General features: G+C 70.5%; 23 protein-coding genes. 8 read left to right on the top strand and 15 right to left on the bottom strand.

What is annotated here, in order from left to right; translation table 11 throughout:
- Both AN478_RS09505 and mobA read right to left on the bottom strand, forming a co-directional pair.
- A partial coding sequence (locus tag AN478_RS09505; RefSeq protein WP_399354190.1) for a right-handed parallel beta-helix repeat-containing protein occupies window positions 1-748 on the bottom strand: 748 nt, incomplete at its 3' end.
- A gap of 522 nt (window positions 749-1270) precedes the next feature.
- Window positions 1271-1918, bottom strand: coding sequence for a molybdenum cofactor guanylyltransferase MobA (mobA, locus tag AN478_RS09500; protein WP_231627371.1), 648 nt, complete (start codon window positions 1916-1918; stop codon window positions 1271-1273).
- Between the two features lie 173 nt (window positions 1919-2091).
- Here mobA and pabB point away from each other — a divergent pair, with 173 nt between their 5' ends.
- From pabB to AN478_RS09480, 4 genes are all read left to right on the top strand, one after another.
- Window positions 2092-3486, top strand: a complete 1395-nt coding sequence (gene pabB, locus AN478_RS09495; protein ID WP_231627370.1) for an aminodeoxychorismate synthase component I — start codon at window positions 2092-2094, stop codon at window positions 3484-3486.
- Between the two features lie 120 nt (window positions 3487-3606).
- Entirely contained in the window at window positions 3607-4431 is an 825-nt protein-coding gene (locus AN478_RS14505) for a glucosaminidase domain-containing protein (RefSeq protein WP_054966361.1), read from the top strand.
- Window positions 4421-5509, top strand: coding sequence for a polysaccharide deacetylase family protein (locus AN478_RS09485; RefSeq protein ID WP_054966360.1), 1089 nt, complete (start codon window positions 4421-4423; stop codon window positions 5507-5509). The genes AN478_RS14505 and AN478_RS09485 overlap by 11 nt, the downstream gene beginning before the upstream one ends.
- Window positions 5510-5610: 101 nt before the next feature.
- Entirely contained in the window at window positions 5611-6552 is a 942-nt protein-coding gene (locus AN478_RS09480) for a 1-phosphofructokinase family hexose kinase (protein ID WP_054966359.1), read from the top strand.
- Between the two features lie 16 nt (window positions 6553-6568).
- Here AN478_RS09480 and AN478_RS09475 read toward each other — a convergent pair whose 3' ends face one another.
- The 9 genes from AN478_RS09475 to AN478_RS09435 form a co-directional block, all read right to left on the bottom strand.
- Window positions 6569-7588: a class I SAM-dependent methyltransferase gene (locus tag AN478_RS09475; RefSeq protein ID WP_054966358.1), complete on the bottom strand. Its 1020-nt coding sequence runs from the start codon at window positions 7586-7588 to the stop codon at window positions 6569-6571.
- A 223-nt stretch (window positions 7589-7811) separates the two neighbouring features.
- Complete coding sequence (locus tag AN478_RS09470) at window positions 7812-9140, bottom strand: ATP-binding protein (RefSeq protein WP_054966357.1); 1329 nt, start codon at window positions 9138-9140, stop codon at window positions 7812-7814.
- Window positions 9137-9805, bottom strand: coding sequence for a response regulator transcription factor (locus AN478_RS09465; protein ID WP_054966356.1), 669 nt, complete (start codon window positions 9803-9805; stop codon window positions 9137-9139). Before AN478_RS09465 ends, AN478_RS09470 begins: the two co-directional genes overlap by 4 nt.
- Window positions 9806-10132 (bottom strand): PepSY domain-containing protein, encoded by a 327-nt coding sequence (locus tag AN478_RS09460; protein WP_054966355.1) that lies wholly within the window; start codon window positions 10130-10132, stop codon window positions 9806-9808.
- A gap of 11 nt (window positions 10133-10143) precedes the next feature.
- A complete protein-coding gene (locus tag AN478_RS09455; RefSeq protein WP_054966354.1) occupies window positions 10144-10788 on the bottom strand; it encodes a cytochrome b/b6 domain-containing protein in 645 nt (214 codons plus the stop codon).
- 113 nt (window positions 10789-10901) lie between these two features.
- Entirely contained in the window at window positions 10902-12122 is a 1221-nt protein-coding gene (locus AN478_RS09450; RefSeq protein ID WP_054966353.1) for a D-alanyl-D-alanine carboxypeptidase family protein, read from the bottom strand.
- A 275-nt stretch (window positions 12123-12397) separates the two neighbouring features.
- The gene (locus AN478_RS09445; RefSeq protein WP_054966352.1) at window positions 12398-13351 is read right to left on the bottom strand and encodes a 2-hydroxyacid dehydrogenase; all 954 of its coding nucleotides are present in this window, start codon (window positions 13349-13351) and stop codon (window positions 12398-12400) included.
- A 198-nt stretch (window positions 13352-13549) separates the two neighbouring features.
- Window positions 13550-14212: a DUF1614 domain-containing protein gene (locus AN478_RS09440; protein ID WP_054966351.1), complete on the bottom strand. Its 663-nt coding sequence runs from the start codon at window positions 14210-14212 to the stop codon at window positions 13550-13552.
- Window positions 14213-14214: 2 nt separating this feature from the next.
- Window positions 14215-14865 (bottom strand): 7-cyano-7-deazaguanine synthase, encoded by a 651-nt coding sequence (locus tag AN478_RS09435; RefSeq protein ID WP_054966350.1) that lies wholly within the window; start codon window positions 14863-14865, stop codon window positions 14215-14217.
- Window positions 14866-15055: 190 nt separating this feature from the next.
- Between AN478_RS09435 and AN478_RS09430 the strand changes: the two genes are divergently transcribed.
- Entirely contained in the window at window positions 15056-15442 is a 387-nt protein-coding gene (locus tag AN478_RS09430) for a hypothetical protein (RefSeq protein WP_054966349.1), read from the top strand.
- Window positions 15443-15456: 14 nt separating this feature from the next.
- Here AN478_RS09430 and AN478_RS09425 read toward each other — a convergent pair whose 3' ends face one another.
- The 4 genes from AN478_RS09425 to amrB form a co-directional block, all read right to left on the bottom strand.
- Window positions 15457-16815, bottom strand: a complete 1359-nt coding sequence (locus tag AN478_RS09425) for a nicotinate phosphoribosyltransferase (protein ID WP_054966348.1) — start codon at window positions 16813-16815, stop codon at window positions 15457-15459.
- Window positions 16812-17396 carry a nicotinamidase gene (locus tag AN478_RS09420; protein WP_054966347.1) on the bottom strand — a complete coding sequence of 195 codons (585 nt, stop codon included), beginning with the start codon at window positions 17394-17396 and terminating at the stop codon, window positions 16812-16814. The genes AN478_RS09425 and AN478_RS09420 overlap by 4 nt, the downstream gene beginning before the upstream one ends.
- 103 nt (window positions 17397-17499) lie before the next feature.
- Entirely contained in the window at window positions 17500-18105 is a 606-nt protein-coding gene (gene amrA, locus AN478_RS09415) for an AmmeMemoRadiSam system protein A (RefSeq protein ID WP_054966346.1), read from the bottom strand.
- Window positions 18105-18908 carry an AmmeMemoRadiSam system protein B gene (gene amrB / locus AN478_RS09410; protein WP_054966345.1) on the bottom strand — a complete coding sequence of 268 codons (804 nt, stop codon included), beginning with the start codon at window positions 18906-18908 and terminating at the stop codon, window positions 18105-18107. Before amrB ends, amrA begins: the two co-directional genes overlap by 1 nt.
- A 193-nt stretch (window positions 18909-19101) precedes the next feature.
- On the opposite strand from amrB, the gene amrS reads away from it, so the two are divergent.
- From amrS to AN478_RS09395, 3 genes are all read left to right on the top strand, one after another.
- Window positions 19102-20217, top strand: coding sequence for an AmmeMemoRadiSam system radical SAM enzyme (gene amrS / locus AN478_RS09405; RefSeq protein WP_054966344.1), 1116 nt, complete (start codon window positions 19102-19104; stop codon window positions 20215-20217).
- A gap of 38 nt (window positions 20218-20255) precedes the next feature.
- On the top strand, window positions 20256-20726 hold the full coding sequence (locus AN478_RS09400; RefSeq protein WP_054966343.1) for a YbhB/YbcL family Raf kinase inhibitor-like protein: 471 nt from the start codon (window positions 20256-20258) through the stop codon (window positions 20724-20726).
- Window positions 20727-20943: 217 nt separating this feature from the next.
- Window positions 20944-23145 carry a TonB-dependent receptor gene (locus tag AN478_RS09395; protein ID WP_054966342.1) on the top strand — a complete coding sequence of 734 codons (2202 nt, stop codon included), beginning with the start codon at window positions 20944-20946 and terminating at the stop codon, window positions 23143-23145.
- Window positions 23146-23163 lie beyond the last annotated feature (18 nt).

The following is a 23163-nucleotide window of genomic DNA, read 5'->3' as shown; positions in this document are numbered from 1 at the left end:
TGTTGATGAGGTTGGCGGTGGTGCCGTAGTTGTCGAGCAGGTAGTTGTTCTCGATGTCCACGTTCACCGATTTGGCCTTGATCATGTGGCCGTTGCGGGCGCTGTGGAAGTAGGAGCCCTTGATCACTAAGTCCTTCACCTGCCCGGCGTAGACCAGGTGGCCGTTCTGGGTGGGCTCGTCCATGTCGTAGAACTCCGAGTCGTGGATCTCCAGGCGCTCGGAGTTGGTAGAGGCGAGGATGCCCATGCCGGCGTTGTGGACCTCCACGTTGCGGAGGATCAGGGCGCCGGTGTTGTCGTGGTGCCAGATGACCTTGTCGGTGCCGGCGTCGGAGAGCTCGAGGCCGTCGACCACCACCTTGCCCTTGGAGTAGTTCACCAGCACGGCCTTGCCGTCGCACAGACGGGACTTGAGGTGGGGCCGGCCGTCGAAGCCCCGGATGGTGAGGCTCTTGTTCTCGGGGATGACGGCGCACTGCTCGTAGGTGCCCCCCTCGATGCCCACGGAGCCGCCGTCGGGCGCCGCGTCCACCGCCGCCTGGACGCTGCTGTATTCCTCACCTTCGCCGACGCAGGTATCGGCGGTGCATTCGGCCCGCTCTTCCGGGGCTTGGTCGGACGCGTTTCCGGATTGGAGCTCCTGGGCAACGGCGTCCGACTGGGAGCCGTCGCCGCAAGCGGTTACGAACAGGGCGGCCAGGGTGAGTCCGGCCAGCCCGTAAAGGTTTCCCCCGCCTTTTCTGAACATTGGCTGCGCTTCTCCTATGTGCTTGCTTGGCCCGGACCGATGGGGCCGGGCCGGTGGTGCTCGGTGGCTCCCCGGGCGCGTTGCCCGGGGTCCGCTTTCCGCCGTGGCTCGGTGGAAGGCGAATCGGTGCCGGGGGCCTTAGGGCCCCGGCTCCCGCGATTTCGCGCGGAAGCGATGAAAGGGGTGTGATCCGGGGGGTCGGGAAACCGGGGGCAGTCCCGGCCGGCGTCCGTAGTGGGCTCCGGAAGGTGGAAACCGTAGGAAAAACAGGCGTTCGGCTCGGGCATCGGTACCGGATGGTTAGGGGTTTCCCTGAAAGTGAGCGCATACTCTCATAGGGATCCCCTACCGTCTAGGGGTTTTCCCGAAAAAGGGCGGACGAACCCTAGGGACTCTGCCTAGTCCCTAGGGGGAAGCCCCATGGAGGAAAGAAAGGGAGAGGCGTACGGGGGGCGAGGGAACGTCGGAGAGGAAAAGGGGTGGCTGTGGGCCGAGGGGCGTGGATCGGATCGGGGCGGGCGGCTAGAATGCCCGCGGGTCGGGGTGCCGGGGCAGGAACGCCTCGGCGGCGGCCCGCTCGTCGGGGGTGTTGATGTTGAGGAAGGCCTCCGTCTGGCCGGAGAAGTCCGCGAGGGCCGTCAGGTGGCGGTTGAACCAGCGGGCCACGCCGCGGCCGCCGTCCTCCAGGTACCCCAGCAGGCTATCCAGCAGGGCGCGGTGGAGGAGGGCGAAAACCGGCTGCAGGCCCTCCCCGGTCTCCACCGTGGCGAGCTCGCCGTGCAGGGCGCGGCGGGCGACCAGAAGCCGCGTGGCCAGGTCCAGGGGGAGGCGGGGGCAGTCGCAGGGAACCGTGAGGATCAGGTCCGTCTCCGCCGTGCGCAGGGCGGCGGCCATTCCCGCCAGTGGGCCGGGGTAGCCCGCCATCTCGTCGGCGACCACCGGGAAGCCGTACGCCGCGTAGGTCTCCCGGTTCCGGTTGGCGTTGATGATCAGGCGGTCCACCTGGGGCCGTAGCCGCTCGATGGCGTACTCCACGATGGGCCGGCCCGCCAGGGGCTCGAGGCCCTTGTCCCGGCCGCCCATGCGCCGGCCGCCTCCACCGGCCAGGATGACCCCGGTCACCGGCGGGTCGTGAACGGGCGTGCCGTGCCCTGCGTCGAAAGGGTCCACCGCGCTCCTCCTCGCTGCCGGGCGTTCGGGCCCCGCGGGGGTCCACGGGCCGGCCCGGCCCCGCACTATACCGCACCGCCCCGGACCTCGGGGCATCCCGGCGGCCATCCGCCGTCGCATTCGGGGCCCCGGAGCGGGCCTCTGGAATGGGCATTACCGCAAGGAGCCTCCGCGTGAAGGGCTGGCCCCGCATCCAAGAGATCCCCTACCACCCGGACAGCGCCGATCGCTTTGCGGCGATCGCCGACCGTCCCTGGGCGGTGTTCCTCGACAGCGGGTACCCCTTTGGCGCGGTAGCCCCCCACAGCCGGTACGACATCCTCGCCGCCGATCCCTGGGCCACTCTGACGGAAGCGGACGGCGTCGTGACCGTGCGGACCCGGGAGGGGACCCACCGCCATCGCGAGGATCCCTTCACCGTTCTGCGCGCCTACTTGCGGCCCGGGGAGCCCGGTCGGCATGGTCTGCCCTTCACCGGCGGGGCCCTGGGCTATTTCTCCTACGATCTGGCCCGCTCCCTGGAGGTGCTGCCCAGCCGGGCCGAGGATCCGGACCGCCTGCCCGGCATGGCGGTGGGCCTCTACGACTGGGCGGTGGTGGTGGACCACGGCAGTCGCCGGGCTTGGCTGGTGGCCCACGGCCGCGACCCGGAGACCGCCCGCCAATGGCCGGAGCTGGTGCGGCGCTTCCGGAAGCCGGCGCCCCGCTCCTCCGGCGCGGGGCTGCGGCTGCGCTCGGGGATTGCCTCCAACCTGGACGCCGGGGCCTACGGGGAGGCCTTCCGACGGGTCCAGGAGTACATCCGGGCCGGTGACTGCTACCAGGTGAACCTGGCCCAGCGCTTCACCGCCTCCACCGAAGGCGACCCCTGGGAGGGATACCGGGCCCTGCGCGCCGCCCATCCGGCCCCCTTCGGTGCCTACCTGAACGTTCCCGGGGCGCAGATCCTGAGCAACTCCCCCGAGCGCTTCCTGCAGGCGGCCGGGGGTCGGGTGGAGACCCGCCCCATCAAGGGCACCCGCCCGCGGGCGGCGGATCCGCAGCGGGACCACGCCCTGGCCCGGGAGCTGTTGGACAGCCCCAAGGACCGGGCCGAGAACGTGATGATCGTGGACTTGCTGCGCAATGACCTCGGGCGGGTCTGCGCGCCGGGCTCCGTGCGGGTGCCGGAGTTGTTCGCCCTGGAGAGCTACCCCACCGTCCACCACCTGGTGAGCACCGTCACCGGGACCCTGCCCGCCGAGCGGGATGTCCTGGACCTGCTCCGGGCCTGCTTCCCGGGGGGGTCCATCACCGGGGCGCCCAAGATCCGGGCCATGGAGATCATCGAGGAGCTGGAGCCCCACCGCCGAGGAGTCTACTGCGGCAGCATCGGCTACGTGGGCTACGACGGGGCCCTGGATACCAGCATCGCCATACGCACCCTGGTGCACCTGCAGGGTCAGGTGCGCTTCTGGGCCGGCGGCGGCCTGGTGATGGACTCCCGGGAGGGCGCGGAGTACGCAGAGACCTTCGACAAGGCCGCCGCCATGCTGGCGTTGCTGGATCCGGATCGGGAGGGGCGCTAGGAAAGAGGGCCCGCGGTCGGGTTCGGCCCACCCCGGTTGTTCCGGTATCCTGTGGCGCCCCCCGGGGCCGGGCCGGGGGGCGCCCCTGGCAAAGCCCCGGAGCCACCGACAGGAGCAGTCGTGCGTCCCACCCCCTTTTCCCAAGCCTGGATCCATGTGCTGGCGCTCGCGGCGGCGGCCGGTCTGGTCATCCTCTTCGTCGAGCTTTCCGGCCTGCGGGAAGGCGGCGTGGCGGAGCCGGAGGGGGACCGGGAGCTCCGGGAGCCGGGGGGGGAGGACCTCCCCGACTTCCGCACCCACGAGAATGTGGGCGAACGGAAGGCGGCCTTCTTCGCCTTCCTGCGGCCCATCGCCGAGGCCGTCAACGAGCGTGAGGCCGCGCGGCGGGAGCGCCTGCGACGCGCGGCGGAGCGCCTGGAGGCGGGGGCGGAGCTTTCCGCCGAGGAAGGGGAGTGGGTGCGGTCCATGGCGGACCGCTACCGGGTGGCGGCCGAGGGGCGTCCCCCGCGCGAGGTGGTGGCGCACCTTCTGCGCCGGGTGGACACCATTCCCGTCTCCCTGATCCTCGCCCAGGCGGCCAAGGAGTCGGCCTGGGGGACCTCCCGCTTCGCCCGGGAGGGCAACAATCTCTTCGGCCAGTGGTGCTTCGAGCCCGGGTGCGGGATCGTGCCCGCCCGGCGGGAGGAGGGGCTGAGCCACGAGGTGCGGCGCTTCCCCACGGTGCGGAGTTCCGTGGCGGCCTACGTCCGCAATCTGAACAGCCATCCCCGCTATGCGGAGCTGCGGGAGATCCGGGCCCGGCTGCGGGAGGAGGGCCGGCCGGTGACCGGCCACGCTTTGGCCGCCGGGCTCGACGGCTATTCCGCCCAGGGGGAGGCCTACGTGGAAGCGGTCCGCGATCTGATCCGCCACAACGACCTGGGGGCCGTCGCCGATGCCGAGTAACCCGCGCTGGACGCTGCTCCTGCTCGCCGGACTCGTGGGGGCGGGGCTGAGCGGTGGGGCCCGGGCCGCCGACCACGCGGTGGTCCTCATGTACCACCATGTGGACGCGGACGGCCCGCCCAGCACCAGCGTCACCCCGGAGACCTTCGAGCGCCATCTGGGCTATCTGGAGGAGCACAACTTCACCGTCTGGCCCCTGGTCCGCGTCCTGCGCCACCTGGACCGGGGGAAGCCCCTGCCGCCGAAGACCGTGGCCCTGACCTTCGACGATGCCTACGAATCCGTGTACACCGAGGCCTTCCCGCGCCTCCGGCGCCGAGGTTGGCCCTTCACCGTCTTCGTCAGCACCGACTACATCGACCAGGGCTACCGCGGCTACCTGGACTGGGACCAACTGCGGGAGCTGGCGGCGGAGGACGGGGTGGACCTGGGCAACCACAGCCGCAGCCACCCCCACCTGGTGCGCCGGCGGGAGGGCGAGGACGAGGCGGCCTGGCGGGAGCGGGTCCGGGACGAGATCCGGGGCGCGGGGGAGCGTCTGGCCGCGGAGGCCGGCGAGCCGGTGCCCGTCTTCGCCTACCCCTATGGGGAGTACGATCGGGAGGTGCGCGCCATCGTGGAGGACCTGGGCCTCTACGGCGTGGGCCAGCAATCGGGGGCGGTGGGGGCGGGCAGCGACCTGCGCGCCGCGCCGCGCTTTCCCGTGGCCACCCCCTATGCGGACCTGGACGACCTCGGCCCCAAGCTGCGCAGCCGCCCCCTGCCCGTGACGGTCCTGGCCCCCGAGGACCGCGTGCTGCCGGCGGAGGCGCGGCGCCCGGAGCTGCGCCTGCGCCTGGAGGAAGGGCCCTACCGCGCCGGCGCCCTGGCCTGCTACGCCTCCGGTCAGGGCCGCATGGAGCGCACCTGGGTGAGCGAGGCGGAGGGGGTGGTGGCCGTGCGGCCCCGAAAGCCCCTCCGGTCCGGACGCACCAAGTACAACTGCACCGCGCCCTCCAACGAGGAGAGCGGGGTCTTCCACTGGTTCAGCTACCTGTGGATCAAGCCCAACCCCGACGGGAGCTGGTACCGGGAGTAGCCCGCCGCCCCGATCCCGGGGAATTGCCCGCCGCCGGGATGGTCCCGCGCCCCTCCGTGGTCTAACGCTGAAAGGCAGCTGGCCAAGAAACGGAGGGAGCCGTGAGCGGACGGATCGTTACCCTGACCCCGAACCCGGTCATGGACCTGCGCACCAGCGTGGACCAGGTCCGCAGCGACCGGAAGCTCCGCTGCACCGACCCCGTGCGCCAGCCGGGCGGTGGAGGGCTCAACGTGGCCCGGACCATCCGCTGGCTCGGGGGCAACGCGTGCGCGCTGTTCCCCGCCGGAGGCGGCACCGGGGAGGACATCAAGCATTGCCTGGAAGGCGAGCGCTTGGATTACGAGGCCATCCCGGTGGCGGGAGAGACCCGGGAGAACCTGATCGTCCTCGAGGAGGAGAGCGGCCACGAGTACCGCTTCGCCATGCCGGGCCCGGTCCTTTCCCAGGGGGAATGGGAGGCCCTCCTGGAGCGCCTGGAGCGGACCGAGCCCGCCCCCCAGTACCTGGTGGCCAGTGGGAGTCTGCCGCCGGGCGTGCCGGAGGATTTTTTCGCGCGGGTGGCGGAGGTGGCCAGCCGCCGGGGGGCGCGGGTGATCGTGGATACCCACGGTCGGCCCCTGGAGCGGGTGATGGTGCCCGACAGCGGGGTGTTCCTCCTCAAGCCCAACCACAACGAGCTGGAGATGCTCACCGGGCGGAAGCTGGCCAGTGAGGAGGAAGAGGAGGCCGCGGCCCGGGAGCTGACCGCGGATCAGCAGGCCCGGGCCGTGGTCCTGTCCCGGGGGCCCCGGGGGGCCATGCTCGTGACCCAAGAGCGGACCGTGCGCTTCCGCAATCCGCCGGTGGGGGTGATCACCCGGGTTGGCGCCGGGGATTCCCTGATCGCCGGCCTGGTGTACCGCCTGGCCGAGGGGGCCTCCCTGGAGGAGGCGGTGCGTTACGGGGTGGCCGTGGGGGCCGCGGCCGTGGCCAGTGCCGGCACGGGGCTCGGCGAGTGGGTGGACCTCGAGGAGCTGGTCCAGCAGACCGAAGTGGCCTGACCCGAGCCGTTCCCGGTCAGGCCTTGCGGCCCACCACCACCGCCTCGTTGCCCTCCCCGTACAGGTGGATGTCCGGCGCCATGCCCACCTTCTCGAATTCCGCCGCGATCTCCTCGGCCTGGAGGAAGCGGTTGCCCTGCACGTGCTCCATGAGGTTCTGGAAGGCCATGCCGCGCCGCTTGGGGTCGGCCAGGGCGGGCCGGTCGCCGGGCCAGTTGGGCTCCCAGATGACCGCAGCGCCCCCGGGTTTCAGGTGGTCGCGCAGGAAGGCGAAGACCCGGTCCTTCTCGTCCCAGACGTGGTGCAGGGCCCGGTTCATGGCGATCAGGTCGATGGGCTCGTCCACGGTGAACCAGTGCATGTCGCCCTTGCGGAAGTCCAGCCGGTCGGCGGTTCCCTCCGCCTCCGCCTGGCTTCGCGCCTCGGCGATGGCCGCGTCGAAGAGGTCCAGGCCCACGCCGCGCAGGTGCGGGTACTGGTGGGCCAGGCGCCGCAGGTACCAGCCGTTGCCGCAGCCCAGGTCCACCGCGAGCCCGGCCTCGCGGTCGATCTCCCGGTAGACGGGCAGGTCGGGAAGAATCTGCCCCTCGAAGAAGGGGCCGAACATGCCCTCCAGCATGGTGCCGAAGAGGTCGGCGATGGTCTCCCGCTCGCCCAGTACCTCCTCGCCGGGGCGTTCGCCGGTTCGCATGAAGTGGGCCGTGCGCTCGCTCATGTGGGCGCCGAGCATGGTGTGGATGGCGAAGGGCAGGGGGCTCGCCGGGTCCTCCGTGGCGAAGCCCTGCCCCCTCTCCGTCAGGGCCAGCCCGGGGCCGCTTTCCTCCAGGTAGCCGAAGGCGTAGGCGGCGTCCACCCAGCGCCGTACGTAGTCCGGGTCCATGCCGGTCGCGGCGGCGAGGTCCTCCGGGCTGCGCGGTACGTCGGCCAGGGCCCGGAACAGCCCGTTCGCCACGCCGATGAAGGCCAACTGCAGGGCCATGGCGCCCTGGGCCTGCTCCATGGCCAGCTCCCGGAGGGAGGAGGCGGGTGCGGACATGGTAGCTCCTGGTCGAGGTGGTCGGTGACGCGGCGTTCCCCCGCGCGGTGGCGCGGGGCGCCCTTCTACCCTGGATTATAGGCAAGCACCTGCGCCTTGGGGAGCGGGATCCCGGCGAAGGAGAGGTCCCGGGGCCGGGCAGGCTGCCCCGGTGCCCGGTGGGCCGCCGGAAACGGCCCTGGAATGGATCCCGCCCGGCAGGACCCCGGCGCGACGGGGCCCCTTATTCCCTGGGTGTGGGGGGCAGGGTGACCCGGACGGCCAGCCCGCCCAGGTCGCCGGAGCGGTCGAAGGCGAGCTCGCCCCCGTAGGCCGCGACGATGTCGCTGGCGATGGCGAGGCCCAGGCCGTGGCCGCTGGCGGACTCATCCAGGCGCGCCCCGCGCTCGGTGAGCCGGGGGCGCTCCGCCTCGGGGATCCCCGGGCCGTCGTCCTCCACCACGAAGCGCAGGCCCGGGCCCTCCTCGACGCGGAGGCGCACCCGTCCTTCCGCCCACTTGCAGGCGTTGTCCAGCAGGTTGCCGAACAGCTCCAGCAGATCCTCGCGATCCCCGTGGAAGGTCTTGCCCGGAGGCACGTCCGCCTCGATGGCGATCCCCCGCTCGGCGTGGATGCCCTCCAGGGCCCGGAGGAGGCGGGGCAGCTCGCGGTCGGCGTCGAACCGCTGGCCCGGCGAGCCACCGGCCAGGCGGGCCCGCTTGAGCTCGCGCTCGATGAGGCCCTCGATGACGCGGGTCGGCTCCAGGAGGCGGTCGCGGAGCTCCCGGTCGGAGCGGACCCGTGGGTCGTCGCCGAGCTGGCCGAGGCGGGTCAGGGGCGTCTTGAGGGCGTGGGCCAGGTTGCCCAGCGCCTTGCGGGAGCGCTCCTGGCGCTGCCCCAGCACCCCCACCAGGCGGTTGATCTCCCCTACCAGCGGCCGGACCTCGGCCGGGACCCGCTGGTCCAGGGATTGGCGCTTTCCTCCTTCCAGCGCCACGATCTGCCGGCGCAGCCGGTCCAGGGGCCGCACGCCCAGGGCCACCAGCAGCCACTGGAGGGCCAGCAGGGCCCCGGCCACCCCCAGGGAGACCAGCCCGTACCGCCACTGGAAGGCCCGCAGGTCGGCGTTGAGCGAGGAGAGGTCCTCGGCTACGGCGAGGGTGACGGGCCGACCCGCCTTGCGGAATCCGGCCGCGTACAGCAGGAGGGGCTGCCCGGCGGGGCCCTGGAGGTGCTCGCGGCGCACCTCCCCCGGGGGAACAGCTTGCACGGGAAGGGTGGTATCCCACAGGGAGCGCGAGCGCAGTTCCCGTTCCGGGGTCCGGACGGTGAAATAGTGGCCCGAAAAGGGGCGCTGGTAGATGGCGTCCGGGCTTCCCGCGGGCAGGCCCGGCTCGCCGTCGGTCCAGGTCAGTTCCCCCAGCAGGGTTTCGGCGTCGTGCTCCAGGCGGGAGGCCATGTAGTCCTCCGCCGTGCCCCGGATGGCGGCGCTCACCAGGAGGTACTGCAGGCCCAGCAGGACCACCAGGGCCAGGCTCAGGAAGGTCGTCAGGCGGGCCTTCAGGGAGATCACGGCCCGTCGGCCCGCAGCAGGTAACCCTGCCCGCGCCGGGTGGCGATGCGCTCCTTGCCGATCTTGGCGCGCAGCCGCCGCACGTAGACCTCCAGGACGTTGCTGTCCTTGTCGGCGTCGTACTCGTAGAGGTGCTCGCTCAGGGCCGCCTTGGAGAGCACCCGGCCAGGGTTGAGCATGAAGTAGCGCAGGAGGCGGAACTCGGTGGCGGTGAGGGCGTTTGTGGTGCCGTCTGGGGTCCGTACGGTTTGCGCCGCCTCGTCCAGGGTCAGCCCCGCCACCTCCAGGGGGCCGCCGGGACGGCCGTGCCGGCGGCGGAGGAGGGCCCCGAGGCGGGCCAGCAGCTCCTCCATGTGGAAGGGCTTGCCCAGATAGTCGTCCGCCCCCGCCTCGAAGCCCTCGACGCGCTCGTACCAAGCGTTGCGGGCGGTGAGCACCAGCACGGGTACGGGGTTGCCCTCCCGCCTCCAGTTCGCCAGCACGGTCAGCCCGGCCCGCTGGGGCAGGCCCAGGTCGAGGATCACCGCGTCGTAGGGCTCTTCCCGACCCAGGTAATCGGCCTCCTCGCCGTCGGTGGCGACATCCGCGGCGTAGCCGGCCTCCCGCAGCGAGGTGCGGACCCGCTCGCCCAGGTCCGGGTCGTCCTCCGCGACCAGGATCCGCATCTATTCCTCGATCTCCGAGGAGAGCAGCTCCCCGGTCCGGGCGTCGAAGTACAGCTCGCGGAAGGTGCCGCCGGCGTCGATGAGCTCCACCTCGTAGAGGTGGCGCCCGTCCTCTCTTTTCAGCTCCACCTCCACCAGTCGGGCGTCCGGATGGCGCTTCCGGGCCTCGGCCAGGATGCGCTCGAAGGGCAGGACGTCCTCCTGCTCGCGGAGTTGCCGCACGTGGTCCGAATCCCGGTGGCCGGGTCCGGAATCGGCGCCCACCGCGGTGGCGAGGGACGCCATGGCCAACAGGGCCAGGAGGGGTTTGCCCGGGAATAGGGCCATCGGCTCGACTCCTACTCGGCGCGCTTGCGGCCGGTGATCATGGCACGCACCAGGTTCTCGCGGTGGCGCCAGCCCGTGAACAGCACCCCGCCCACGTGCAGCCCCACCAGGGCCAGAGTCAGGTTGGCGGCCAGCTCGTGCACCTCTTCGAGGGCCTCCGCCTCGCCGCCGGCGTGCTCTTCCCCCTCCTCCCCGTGGTCGTCGGCGTAGGCGGCGGGGATCAGGGAGGGTGTCGCCGTCTCCACAGCGTACCAGCCTCCCAGCGGGCCCCGATGTTCCTCGGCCCCGTACACCATGAGGCCGGTCACCGCCGTGAAGGTGAGGGTGCCCAGCAGGGCGACCACCATGACGCCGCCCAGGGGATTGTGTCCCACAAAGCGCGGCTCCCGGCCGCGGACCAGGCGCTGCAGGTAGGCCTTCAGGGAGTTCGGCGAGGGGACGAAGTCGTGGAACCGGGCATGGCGGGGCCCCATGAAGCCCCAGGCCACGCGCACCAGCACCAGGGTGCCGATCAGGTAGCCGAGCCAGACGTGGAGGCCTTCCGGCTCCTCCACCAGGTAGGCGAGGAAGAAGGCGGCGGCGAGGGTCCAGTGGGAGACGCGGACCCAGAGGTCCCAGACCCGCGTTTCCTGCTGCGAGGGATTCCGGACGGTCATTCGGGGAGTCCTCCATGTGATGTTCCGTCACATGGTAGGAGGCCGTCCTGAATCCAGGCTGAATGGCGAACGGCAGACCGGCGGCGGCCCCGTGAGGCCGCCGGGCGGGGCGGTCAGCCCGGCTGGGCCGCTCCCGGCTCGGCCTCGGTGGCCTCGCCCTCGTCCTGGGCCAGGAACCGGGTCTTCTGGCCCTCCCAGAACCCCTGCCATTGCAGGCGGGCGGCGTCGAGCAGGTAGCGGATCCAGCCCCCGGAGGCCACCTCCGCCTTGGCCAGCAGGGGCCGGCGGGCCAGCGACTCGTCGCCCAGTTTCACCTGCAGGGTGCCCACCTCATCCTGCTCCTTGACCGGCGCCCGGAGGGGAGATTCCAGCCGCGCCCGCAGCTCCAGGTCGGAGTCGCTGTTGCGGGGGATGGTGACGTAGAGAGGCTCCGCCAGGGTCAGCTCCAGCTCCTCCGTGGCGCCCTGCCAGACACGGGTCGTCTCAACGGCCTCCCCCGCGGCGTAGAGCTTGCGGGTCTCGTAGAAGCGGAAGCCGTAGTTCAGCAGGCCCTGCATGGTGTCGAAGCGCTGCGCGGGCGAGGAGGAGCCCAGGACCACGCTGACGAGCCGCATCCCATCGCGTTCCACGGTACCCACCAGATTGTAGCCGGCGGCCTTGGTATGCCCGGTCTTCAGGCCGTCCGCCCCCTCCATGCGGCCCAGGAGGCGGTTCCGATTGCTCTGGGTGATGCCGTTGTGGGTGAGGGAGCGCTGCTGGAACATCTCCAGGTACTGCGGGTATTCGTTCACGATGACCCGGGCGAGCTTCGCCATATCCCGGGCGGTGACCACCATGCCGTCGCCGGGGAGGCCCCCCGGGTCGGAGAAATGCGAGCCCTCCATCCCCAGGTCCCGGGCGGTGCGGTTCATCATGCGGAGAAAGGTCTCCTTGCCGCCGGCGAGGTGCTCGGCGAGGGCCAGCGCCGCGTCGTTGCCGCTCTGGACCACCAGTCCGCGCAGGAGCTTATCCACCGAGACGCGCTCGCCCACCCTGAGGAACATCTGCGAGCCCTTGAGCTCCCAGACCTCCTTGCTGATGCGGACCTTGTCCTCCAGGGAGATCCGGCCTTCCTCGAGGGCCTGGAAGGTGATGTAGGCGGTCATCAGCTTGGCCAGGCTGGCGGGGGGATGCTCCTTGTCGGGATTCTGGCTGGCGAGGATCCGGCCCGACTTGGCGTCCATCAGGATGGCTGCCTCGGCGGGGGTCCCGGGGGGCTCCGGGACATAGCGGGCGCCCGCCCAGCTCGGGAGCAGGAAAATGCAGAGGCAAATCACAGCGATGAGTCGGTTCATCGATCTACCGTTCGTGGAAATGGTGGTCGGATCCTGCATGGTCCCCCCCAGATGGCAGTCCGTTCGGCACAAAAGGTTGCCCCAGTTAACGGAAGAGGGCAAGACCGCAAGGTGGGGAAAATTCTATCAGTGAATGGGGAATTCCTTTAGGGAAGGGATGGGGTTCTTCGAACTTGATGCGGATAGGACCTAGGGACCCTTCCCCACTTCCCTGGGGCGGTCCCTGGGGAGCCCCTTGGGAGGTAGGGGCCAGGCGGCGGCCCTGCTCAGAGGGCTCAGACCACCCGGTTGCGCTCCTCGCCCCGCTGGAAGGCCCCGATGTTGGCGGCCAGCTCTTCCACCATGCGTTGACGGGCCGCCCGGGTGGCCCAGGCCACGTGGGGGGTGACGATCAGGTTGGGGATGTCCGGGGCCAGCAGGACGTGGTCGGCGGGGGGCGGCTCCCGGGTCAGCACGTCCACGCCCGCCCCGCCCAGGCGGCCCTCGCGCAGGGCCTCCGCCAGCGCGGGCTCATCCACGATGCCTCCGCGTGCGGTGTTGATGAGCAGGGCGTCGTCGGGCAGCCGCTCCAGCTCGGCCCGTCCGATGAGGTTCTCCGTCTCGGGGGTCAGGGGGCAGTGGAGGGTCAGGACGTCCACGTCGGGGAGCAACTCATTCAGGGGAATCCGTCCCGGACGCTCGGGACGCCCCGGCAGCTGGGCGACCCGTACCTGCATGCCGAAGGCCTCCGCTACCCGCGCCACGTTGCCGCCGAGCTCGCCGTGGCCCACCACCCCCAGGGTCCGGCCGGCCAGCTCGGCGATGGGGAAATCCAGCAGGCAGAAGTGGGGGCTCTGCGACCACCGCCCGGCGGCCACCGCGGCGGTGTAGTCCTGCAGACGGGTGGTGAGGGCCAGGACCAGGCCGAAGACGTGCTGCACCACGGCGGGTGTGGCGTAGCCCACCACGTTGGTGACCGCGACGCCCCGCTGGCGGGCCGCCTCCAGGTCCACGTTGTTGGTGCCGGTGGCGGCGATGCAAATGAGCCGGAGGTTGGGCGCGCCCCGGATGGCCTCCGCGTCCAGGGGGACCTTGTTGGAGATCACCACTTCCGCCTCCCGGATGCGCTCCGGGACGGCATCCGCCGGCGTCTCGTCGAAGAAGGACCAATCCGTCGCGCTCGCCTCCAGGGGCCCGCGATCCAGGTCCTCCCGGTCCAGGGAGGTGGTGTCCAGAAAGACCGCTTGCATGAATGGTGCTCCTGCCTTGGTTGGGCTCGTGGTGGAACTGGCTCCGTCCCGCCTAGCAGGACGATGAAAAACTGCTGCGGAGGCCATCTGCGGCGTTGCGCACTGCTCGCTCCCTCACCTATCTTCTTGATATGCCTCGGTCGCTGCGCGGTGAGCGCCTTGCATCTGGCCTTCCTCGCGACGTTTTTCACCGCCCTGCTAGGCCAGCAGGACGGCCACGATGCCGGTGAGGTAGATGCCGTCGAAGGTCCCGGCCCCGCCGATGGAGGCCAGGGGGGAGCCCATCTTCCGGATGTCGCCGATGCGGAGCAGGTCGGCGCCGATCAGGACGCCGAGGGTCCCCCCGATGTAGGCCAGGGGGGCGCTCTCCGCCCCGCCCAGGAGCAGGGCCGCCACGGCGGCCGTGAGGGGGGCGATAAAGAGGGGCATGGCGATGCCCAGCCCGGGCACCGGCCGGCTGGCCAGGTAGCTGATGGCGGCCACCAGACCCACCGTACCGCCGACCTGCCCCAGGGAGAGGGCGTGGAGGTTCCAGAGGTAGACGGAGAAGGCCACGGGGATAAGGCAGCCGCCGAGGTTGACGGCCACCAGGGTGCGGCCCCGGAACGCCTGCTGCGGCCGCAGCAGGCCCAGGGAATAGGCGGGATGGACCCGCTGCTCGGGGGGTGCCTCCGCACGCATGGAGAACAGGGGCAGGTTGACCCCGCTGCCGAGCAGGGAGCCGAAGAGCAGCACCAGGAGGGCCTCCATGGGCAGACCCAGCTTGTCCACCGCGATGGTGAGGACGCCCACCTGGATGAAGGCCAGCAGAAAGGCGGCCAGGACCACGAACAGGAGCAGATGGAGGGGGGAGAAGGGCACGTTCAGGCCTCCCCGGCGTCGAGGGTGGGTGGCGGCTCCGGGACCCCGGCGCGGTCGAAGGCGGACCGCCGCTTCCGGCACTGGGGACAGCTCCCGCACGGCTCCCGCCGTCCGAGGAGGCAGCTGTAGGTCCGGCCGAAGTCCACCCCTAGCCGCAGTCCTTCCAGAACCACCTCGTCCTTGCCCATCTCCTGGAAGGGCGCTTCCACCGACACGGGCCCGAGCAGGCCGGCCATGCCCCGGAAGGCGTCCAGGAAGGGGCGGGAGGCGCTCGCCGCCAGGTCCGCGTCGTCCCCCGTGGTGCCGATCAGCAGCCGGTCCGCGCCCCGCTTCTCCGCCAGGCTCAGTCCCAGGGAGAGGGCAACCAGGTTCCGGTGGGGGAGGGGGATGTGGTATTGGCGCTCCTGTCCTTTCTGAAAGACCGGGGTAACCCCCGCGATGTCCAGCACTTCCAGGTTTAAGCCCAGCTCCAGGCACTGCGCCCGGGCGGCCCGGTACTCCCGGTCGGACGGACGCTGCCCGTAGTGGAAAAAGACGGGGGAGATCCCTTCCCCCTGCCGGGCCAGACGGTGGAGCAAGGTGGTGCTCTCGATCCCGCCACTGGCCAGAACCACGCAGCCCCCGGTTCCCCGGGCTCCCAGCTCAACAGCCATAACGGTTCGCCTCGATTTCCGGATCTTGTCCCCGGCCTCTTGACGCATACGACAAGAGGCACAATATCGACCATATGGACATGGAGAATCCGGTTTTCCTCCCAGGGAGTAAACCGGCGGTTTTTTTGTCTTACTAGGGTAAGAATCGGATGACCCGATTGACACCCCCACCCATGAGGATAGAAGGCCTATGCAGGAACGACTCGAAACCATTATCCGGGAGGGACGCCTCCTGGCCCAGGAGACCGGGACCCGGGTCGCCTCCATGGCGCGCTCGGCGTACCAGGATGTCATGTACCGGCTGGGCTGGACCCCGTCGGAGGACCGCGAGGAGGAGCCGCTCGGCCTGGAGGAGAAGTCCACGGAGACCGGCCCGACAAGTCCGGAAGGCTACGCCGCGGGACAGCTGTGGCGGCCCAAGGACCCATCCAAGAAGTCCCGCAAGATTCTGGAGATTACCAAGGAAGGAGGGGACTACTATGTGATCTGGCAGAACCCCGAAGGGGGCCCCCGCAACCGGATCAAGGAGTCTAGCTTCACGAGGTGGGTACGGCGGGAGAGTTCCTACGTCCGTTAGCCGGTTCCCGTTTCCTACCTTTGCAGGGTTGCCCGAAGGCGCTGCACCGCACTTTTTAAGCCTTCACTGACCGCCACCGGGTAAGCGGACTCGGACATCCGCAGGCCGCGGAGATTCGCCGGCAGATGCTCGCGCTCACGAGCCGCGTGGTTCCGGATCTCATCGAGCCCCCGTCGAGGCAAAAGCCGTTCCCCCTCCCGCATCACCGTCTCCAGCAACGGCTGGCCCTCCATGCCCGGCTCTTCCAGGGCCGCAATGGTGTCGCCCCCGTAGAATCCCTCCCCGCCGCTGTGGCGGTAGACCTGCTTGCGCGCGGGTAGCGTGGTCTTGCTCGTCGCCAGCTTCATGCGCGGTTCCCCGGCGTACTCCACCAGCTTGTAGGCGCTATCCAGGTAGGGGCTGTCCTCCGAGACCCCGAGATGGGTGCCCACGCCGAAGCCGTCTATGGGGGCGTCGTCCTCCAGCAGGTCGGCGATGGCGTATTCGTCCAGGCTGCCGCTGGCGAAGATGCTCACCCCGTGCAGGCCGCGTGCGTCCAGGATCTCCCGGGCCCCACGGGCCAGCTCGCCCAGGTCGCCGGAATCCAGGCGGATCCCCCGGACCCGGAAGGCGTCCCCCCACCGCTCCGCCATGTCGGCCACCTTCCGCACCCCCTCCAGGGTATCGTAGGTGTCCACCAGCAGGATGGTCTCCGGATAGAGGCGGGCAAAGGCCTCGAAAGCGGCCAGCTCGTCCGGGTGGGCCTCGATGTAGCTGTGGGCCATGGTGCCCGATACCGGAATGCCGTAGACCTGCCCGGCGAGCACGTTGGAGGTGGCGTGCACCCCGGCGATGTAGAAGGCGCGCGCCGCCTTCAGGGTGGCATCGGCGCCGTGCATGCGCCGGGCGCCGAAGTCCACCACGCTGCGGCCCTGGGCCGCCTCCACCACTCGGCTGGCCTTGCTGGCCATCAGGGTCTGGAAGTGGATCTGGTTGAGGAGGAAAGTCTCCGCCAGCTGGGCCTCGGGGAGCGGGGCGATCACCTCCAGGAGGGGCTCGTCCGGGAACACGGGGGAACCCTCGGGGACGGCGCGTACCTCCCCCGTGAAGCGGAATCCGGCCAGGTAGTCGAGGAAGGCGTCGGAGAACTGTCCCAGGGACCCCAAGTACTCCAGGGCCTCCGCCGGGAAATGGAGGTTCTCCAGGTAGTCCAGGGCGGTCTCCAGGCCGGCGGCGAGGAGGAAGCCCCGGTTGGGCGGCAGCTTGCGCACGAACAGATCGAACACCGCCGTGTCCTGCAGGCCCTCCCGGTGGTAGGCCTGCAGCATGGTGAGCTCGTAAAGGTCGGTGAGGAGGGCCGCGTTGTCGGCGGTGACCCAGTCCGCCCGGCTCATTTCCCGGGCTCCGCGCTGCGCTCGATTACGGCCCCCGCCTCCTGCATGTCCTCCACGGCCCGGTCGCCGTCCCCGGGGGTGGCGTCCACGGGGCGGGTGGCGGGCAGGAGCAGGTGAACCTCGAAGCCCTCCCGGGCCCCGTCGACGACGCTGGCCCGGACGCAGACGTCCTGGGCCAGTCCCCCCACCCAGAGGCGTTCAACCCCGGCGTCCCGCATCCGCTCGGCCAGGCCGGTGTCGTCGAAGGCCGAGTACTGGTCGCGTTCGGGGTCCATCCCCTTGCTGATGATGGCGGCATCCTCGGGGAGCTGGAGGTCGGGGTGGAAGGCCGCTCCCCGGGTCTCCTGGATGCAGTGGGGCGGCCAGGGCCCGCCGCGCTCGCGGAAGCTGATGTGGGTCTCCGGATGCCAGTCCCGGGAGGCGTAGACGGGGATGCCCGCTTCCCGGGCCAGGGCGATCCACCGGTTCAGGACGGGCACCACCTCGTCCCCCTCCGGCACCGCCAGGGAGCCGCCGGGGCAGAAGTCGTTCTGCACGTCGACGAGGAGCAGTCCGTCTCCGTTGCCGAGCTGTTCCACCATGGTTCTCCCCCGCGTGAATGCCTGTCTGTTTCCCCTTGGACCCCCGCGGAGGCCGCCCTTTCCCACAACCGACAGGGAGTCCGACCCTTCGTGCCTGCCGATGCTATGCGGTCTCCGGGGCGATCACCTCCGTGCGGTAGCGGTAGACCCGCAGGCCTTCCGGGCCCCGGTCCGGGGGCAGGCCGGCCTTGCGCTTGAGCTGGGTCCAGAAGGGCTCCGCCTCCGGCAAGACCTCCCAGACGGTGGGGAGGAAGGTCCCCCGCCGTCCGTCCGCTTCCAGGAGTAGCCCATCGCGGCCGGGCTGGAGCTGGGTCAGCAGGTCCGCCTCGCCGTCGAAGGAAAGCGGCTCGAAGGGCGTGAGGACCTCGACCTTCAGGGCCAGATCCGGCCGTTCGGCGGGGGTCAGGGCGGGGAACCGGGGGTCGTGGAAGGCCGCGGCGTGGGCGTTCTCGGCCACGTCCACCGCCAGCGGCCGCCTGGGCTCCACGGAGCCGATGCACCCCCGCAGGGAACCGTCCGCGTGCAGGGAGACGAAGCAGGCCCGCCATTCCCGCAGCTCGGGCGGTTGGGCGGCCGGGTCCACCTCCAGGGGCCGGTTCCGCTCCAGGCCGTGGTCGATGGAGATCCCGGCCAGCTCCAGGAGCCGGTCCGCGTGGGGCTGCAAGGAGGGCGTGGCCTCCGCGGGCCCGCCTGCGGCCGTTTCCGGCATCAGCTGGCCTCCTCCAGGGCGAAGGCGCCGTAGCCCACCACCCGGTCCGACGGGGCGCCGGCGTCCCCCGAGTTCCTCAGCTCCAGGGTGCGGATGCGGGCGCCCCTGTCGGCGGCGTGCCAGAGCAGGCCGCGCAGGGGGCGCACGCCGCAGGCGTGCTCGGGGGTTAGCTGCTCCGTCTCCAGCTCCTCGATGGCCCGGGCGGTTTCCGCGTCCCGGTCCCGGGCGCTGGCGTCGTCGAGGAAGTGGGAGAGGTCGGAGCTGACCACTACCAGGGTCTCGGGCCCGCCCCAGAGGTCCTGCAGGATGCGGCCGACCCGCTCGTCGTCCACGTTCCCCACCACCAGGGGCACCAGCGAGAACTCGCCGAGCACTCCCTGGAGGAAGGGCAGATGGGCCTCCAGGCTGTGCTCGCGGGCATGGGCCAGGTCCAGGGTCTGGGTGCCGGGATGGGTCAGGGTAATGCGAACGCCCTCGGCGTCCACCGGGACGGTGCCCAGGGGGGTGCGGAAGGTTGCGGCGCTGCTCACTGCCAGGCCGCGGAAGGGGACGAAATGGGAGGGGCCCAGCAGGATCACCCGGCGAATGCGGTCGCGGGCCGGGGCCAGGCGCGCGTACGCCGTGGCCGCCACCGCCCCGGAATAGGGGTAGCCGGCGTGGGGCGCGATGAGGGCCTTGGGGACCTCGGCGCCTTCTACGGCGGAGGAGGCGTCGGACAGCAGCCGGGCCAGCAGGGCGTCCAGCTCCGCCCGGTCGTCGGGGTAGAAGGTGCCGGCTATGGCCGGCGGTCGCTCGTTCGGCATATCGGTTCCACCCTCAGCAAGGTCGCCGAGCTTCATTACCAACATGGGGGTTTCACCATGGGGGATCAACCCGACCCGGGTTTCCGGGTATGCGCCTTCGACCCGGTCCCCTCCATGAAATTCCCGGCCGCCGCGCGCATCTAAGAAAGGTACAGCGTTTCCCAGGACAGCTATTGCTCCGGAGGTTTTTGGCTTGGCCGATCGCGATCCCGTGGAAGGCATTCCCACCGAATACTGGCACCGGCTCGAGGACGGCCGGATCCAGTGCGACCTCTGCCCCCGCTTCTGCCGGCTCCACGAGGGCCAGCGCGGGCTGTGCTTCGTGCGCGGGCGCCGGGACGACCGGATCGTCCTGACCACCTACGGGCGGTCCTCCGGCTTCTGCGTGGACCCCATCGAGAAGAAGCCGCTCAACCACTTCCTGCCGGGTACCCCCGTGCTCTCCTTCGGCACCGCGGGCTGCAACCTGGCCTGCAAGTTCTGCCAGAACTGGGACATGAGCAAGTCCCGGGAGATGGATACCCTGGCCGACCAGGCCGATCCCGAGGTGGTGGCCTACATGGCCGAGCGGGTGGGCGCGCGCAGCATCGCCTTCACCTACAACGATCCCATCATCTTCCACGAGTACGCCATCGACATCGCCCGCGCCTGCCGCGAGCGGGGCATCCGGTCGGTGGCGGTCTCCAGCGGCTACGTGACCCCGGAGCCGCGGGCGGAGTTCTACGCCCACATGGAGGCCGTCAACATCGACCTGAAGGCCTTCACGGAACGCTTCTACAAGAAGCTCACCGGCTCCGAGCTTGGACCGGTGCTGGACACCATTCGCTACATCCACCACGAGACCGACACCTGGATGGAGCTGACCACGCTCCTGATTCCCGGGGAGAACGACAGCCCCGAGGAGATCGAGCGCATGGCCGCCTGGGTCCGCGAGGAGCTGGGCCCCGAGGTGCCCATGCACTTCACCGCCTTCCACCCCGACTACAAGATGCGGGACTACCCCGCCACATCTCCGGAGGCCCTGGCCCGGGCCCGGGCCATCGCCCTGGAGAGCGGCATCCACTACGCCTACACCGGCAACGTCCACGACAAGTCCGGTCAGAGCACCTACTGCCACCACTGCGGGGAGCTTCTGATCGGGCGGGAGTGGTACCGGCTGAGCGAATGGAAGCTGGACGGCGAGGGGCGCTGCACCGCCTGCGGGACGTCCTGCGCCGGAGTCTTCGAGGAACGGCCCGGTGCCTGGGGCGCGCGGCGGCTACCCGTCCGCCCGGGGGCCTTCGCCCGGGAGCTGGAGGCGGCGGGGTGAAGAATCTCTCCACCATTCCCTGACAGGGAGGATTCGCCATGAGCCTGACGCTGTTGAGCGGTGTGTTCCGCCACGACCACCACATCCCGGCCAAGTACACCTGCGACGGGGAGGACACCTCGCCGCCCCTGGAGTGGGCCGGGATCCCCCGGGGCACCCGGAGCCTCGCCCTGGTATGCGACGATCCCGACGCCCCCGGCGGCACGTTCCATCACTGGGCGGTGTGGGACCTTCCTCCGGAGACCACCTTTCTGGAGGAAGGGTTCTCCAGCCCGGGCGCGCCGGGCAGGTTCCCCGAGGGCACCAACGACTTCGGCCGCCCCGCCTACGGCGGTCCCTGCCCGCCCGGCGGCCATGGGACCCACCACTACCGCTTCCGCCTCCTGGCCCTGGACGTGGACCACCTGGACCTCCCCGCCGACGCCACAGTGACCCAGGTGGAGGAGGCCGCCGGCGGCCACGTGCTCGCCGAGACCGAGCTGGTGGGCCACTACGAACGGGAAGGCTGACCCCTTTCCCCCTCCCGGGCCCGGCCTTCCCGGCGGGCCCGCCTCCCTTGCTTGACCACCCGGAAAAGCGCGCGGTTTGCCTCAGTTCCTGTGGCAGATCCCGCGGCCCGGGCCATTTCCTTTCCCGTAACCCGATGAAATAGAAGAATCCTTCCTTTTGGTCCGGAACTTGCCCCCGGCCGGGGCGAACCCGCAACCCGGCCACAAGGAGGGGCAAATGCGCCCGAACCGCATCCGGCCAAGGGGAGCCCGTCTGCGCGGGACCCTGCTCACCACCCTGGGCGCCTTCGGTGCCATGGCCTCCTCCCAGGCGGCCGACCTGGGCACCATCCAGGTGGAATCCAGCACCATCGATGACCGATTCGAGGACCAGCGCGACCGGCCCTCCTCCGTCCAGAGCCTGGACCAGGAGGAGGTGGAGAAGGCCCAGCCGCAGGATATCCAGGAGGTGCTGCGCCGGATCCCCGGCGTGACCACCGAGAAGAGCGGGGGGAGCTGGGTCAAAATCCACATGCGGGGCGTCGATGACCAGCGGTACATGGGCGAGCGGCCCGGGGTGGCGGTGGTGATCGACGGGGTGCCGGTGTTCGAGCGCACCGGCCGCGTCAACATCGACCTGGACAACATCGAGTCCATCCGGGTCACCAAGGGCGGCGCCTCCTACCTCTACGGGGACGACGCCCTCGGTGGCGCCGTCTCCATCACCACCAAGCGCGGCGCCGACGAGGCGGGGGTCCGCGTGGAGGGGGAGACCGGGAGCTACGGCTACCGCAGGTACCTGGGTCGGGCCGGCCTAGCGGGGCAAAGCTTCAACGGCCATCTCCAGGTCTCCAGCCGCTGGGCCGACGGCTACCACGACGACGCCGACCACCGGGCGGACTACCTGAACGGCAAGCTTCAGTACTACCTGGACGACTGGAGCGACCTGACCGTCGGGCTGGAGGTGGCGGACCGGGAGAAGAACAGCCACGGCACCGTGAAGGGGGTGACGGCGGCCGAGGAGGATCCGAAGAGCGAGGATCCCGCCTACAACGACTACGCCAACCACTTCGACGTCCGGCTCCGGAAGTACTACCTGACCTATTCCCGGGACCTGGCGGGCGGGGGCAACCTCATGGCCACCGGGTACTTCTACGGCGATCGCACCGACTTCGTCTCCAATCCCACCGACGACGACCCCGACCAGTACACCTACGACAATGACTACGAGCAGGCCCAGCGGGGCATCAAGGGGGAATACCGGGACAGCGCGGGGGGCCTGGCCTGGATGGTCGGAACGGATCTGCGCAGCAATTACTACGAGAACGAGGTGGCCTACCTGGTGGAAACCACGGCCTGGTCCGGGGGCGGGGTGACGACCTACCAGCCCGGGGAGCTCCGCGAGGACAACCGCACCGACGAGCGGGTGGCGGCCGCCTACGGCGAGCTCAAGGTGCAGCCCCTGGAGGCCCTGACCCTGACCGCCAACGGCCGCTGGGACCGGATCGACCTGGAGTACCGGGACCACCTGGAGGGCGCCGACGACGGCGAGGAGCGCTTCGGCGTGCCCAGTGGCCGTCTGGGCGCGAACTGGGCCGCCGGGGAGGACCTGGACCTCTACGCCAACGTCTCCACCGGTTTCCGGGCCCCCACGGTGGAACAGCTGTTCGTCGGCAGCTACAGCACCACCGGCACCACCGCGCCCAACTCTGACCTGGACCCGGAATTCGCCGTGAACAAGGAGGTGGGCCTCCGCGCGCGCGCCACCCTCGCCGGGGTGGACTGGCGGGGGAGCCTGGCCGCCTTCCAGATCGACCGGGACGACTACGTCATGGGGACCTCGGGGACCTACGCTGGGCCCGAGAGCGGGGAGGACGGTCGGTACGACAACATCGGCGGGGCCCGCCACCGCGGCCTGGAGCTGGCGGTCAACAGCGATCCCGAAAGGAGCGTGGCGGTGCATGTGGCCTACACCTACCTGGAAACCGAATTCACCGACTACGACAACTTCAACCTGCTCGTCTGGGACGAGGACGCCGGTGACTACGTGGTGGGCGAGACCCTGGACAACACCGGCAACGAGATCCCCCGCACCCCCAACCATACCCTCAACGCCATTGTGGACTGGCGGCCGCTTCCGGGGCTGACCCTCACGGCGGAGGGGGTGTACGAGTCCTCCTACTACGCCGACGAGATGAACCGGGTGGAGATCGACGGCCACGAGCTGCTCCACCTGCGCGCCCGCTACGAATTCGACGGCCCCGGCGGCACCCGCTGGTCCCTGTTCGGGCGCCTGGAGAACGCCCTCGACGAGGACTACTACAACTCGGTCCGCGGCCACCGCGACACCAACGAGGACGGCGCCTACGACGCCGAGGACGTCTCCATCGCCGTCAACCCCGGCCGCACCTGGAGCGCCGGGCTGAAGGCCGAATTTTGAGCCCCCACCCGGGCAGGA

This window comes from Thiohalorhabdus denitrificans (genome assembly GCF_001399755.1).
Classification (GTDB): Bacteria; Pseudomonadota; Gammaproteobacteria; order Thiohalorhabdales; family Thiohalorhabdaceae; genus Thiohalorhabdus; species Thiohalorhabdus denitrificans.
Note: the sequence above shows the minus strand (reverse complement) of the source record. Positions and strands in the feature narration are given on the sequence as shown.